At 64.9% G+C, this 1,062-nt stretch carries 2 protein-coding genes; one reads left to right on the top strand and one right to left on the bottom strand.

Translation table 11 applies throughout. The features are described from left to right. Positions 1 to 196: 196 nt before the first annotated feature. Positions 197 to 358 (bottom strand): hypothetical protein, encoded by a 162-nt coding sequence (locus P2L57_RS39830; RefSeq protein WP_275823489.1) that lies wholly within the window; start codon positions 356 to 358, stop codon positions 197 to 199. A 42-nt stretch (positions 359 to 400) separates the two neighbouring features. On the opposite strand from P2L57_RS39830, the gene P2L57_RS39825 reads away from it, so the two are divergent. Then, positions 401 to 913 carry an integrase core domain-containing protein gene (locus P2L57_RS39825; RefSeq protein WP_275823487.1) on the top strand — a complete coding sequence of 171 codons (513 nt, stop codon included), beginning with the start codon at positions 401 to 403 and terminating at the stop codon, positions 911 to 913. Positions 914 to 1,062: the final 149 nt, after the last annotated feature.

The raw sequence follows: 1,062 nt of genomic DNA, 5'->3' as shown, positions 1-1,062 counted from the left end.
AAGCCCGACTGGCCGGATCGGGCGCTGCTGGCCGCCCTCGCCCGACTCCTGCCCCAGCGACTCCACGGCCACCGGATCGTCTCGCCACATACCCTGCTCGCCTGGCATCGGCGCCTGACCAAGCAGAAGTGAACCCAGCCACCCTCACCAGGACGCCCGCCAGTATCCGAGGAGCTCCGCGACCTGATCATCCGGCTCAGCAGGCCGCCTCGGCCACATCATCAGCACAGCCACCGACCGCCGTATCCTGCGAACCGCCGGACTCACGCCCGGGCACCGCGGACAGACCGCGCGGAGAGAGTGAACCGAGTTCCTCCAGGCCCAGACAAGCGGCCTCCTCGCCACGAACTTCTTTCACATAGATACCATCGGCCAGCAGCGGCTGTACGCCTTGTTCGTCATGGAGGTCCGCACCCGCACCGTCCACATCCTCGGCGTCACCGCCCACCCCACCGCCGCCTGGGCCACCCAGCAGGCCCGACAGCTCCAGTGGCAGCTCGGCGACCGTGCCGCCACATTTACGCACCTCATCCGCGACCGCGACGCGAAGTTCACCGCCGCCTTCGACACGATCTTCACCAGCGAGGGCATCACCCTGACCAAGATCCCTCCCCGCAGCCCCAACTGCAACCCTCACGCCGAACGCTTCATACGCTCCGTCCGGGAGGAGTGCACCAACCGGTTGCTGATCTTCGACAGAGGCCACGCGGAGAAAACCCTTCACGCCTACACCCGTCACTTCAACAGTCACCGGCCCCACCAAGGCCGAAACCAGCTCGCACCCTTCGACGATCCGAACGTCATACCGCTGCCGACAACGCGGATCGAACGCAAAGAGGCTGTGACAGGCCTCATCAACGAGTACCACCGAGCAAGCCGACAACCCGAAGAAACCCCAGCTCACAGCCGGTGAAGCCATTTTGAAGCGCTACGGGCGGGCGTGTCAGGGACTTTGTGTAAGTCCTTGGCGTTCACCGGACGTTGAGCCGGTCCTCGAAGAAGAGTGAGAACTGGTTCAGCGCCTTCTTCCAGTGTGGCGCGACTTGGTTGAGATCGCGGGCC

The sequence above is a fragment of the Streptantibioticus ferralitis genome (genome assembly GCF_029223525.1).
Taxonomy (GTDB): domain Bacteria; phylum Actinomycetota; class Actinomycetes; order Streptomycetales; family Streptomycetaceae; genus Streptantibioticus_A; species Streptantibioticus_A ferralitis.
The sequence above is the reverse complement of the archived record's forward strand: the minus strand, read 5'-3'. Positions and strand labels throughout refer to the sequence as shown.

Coding starts and splice junctions, on each gene's coding strand:
- P2L57_RS39825 (WP_275823487.1), top strand. CDS start 401: ATGGAGGTCCGCACCCGCACCGTCCACATCCTCGGCGTCACCGCCCAC.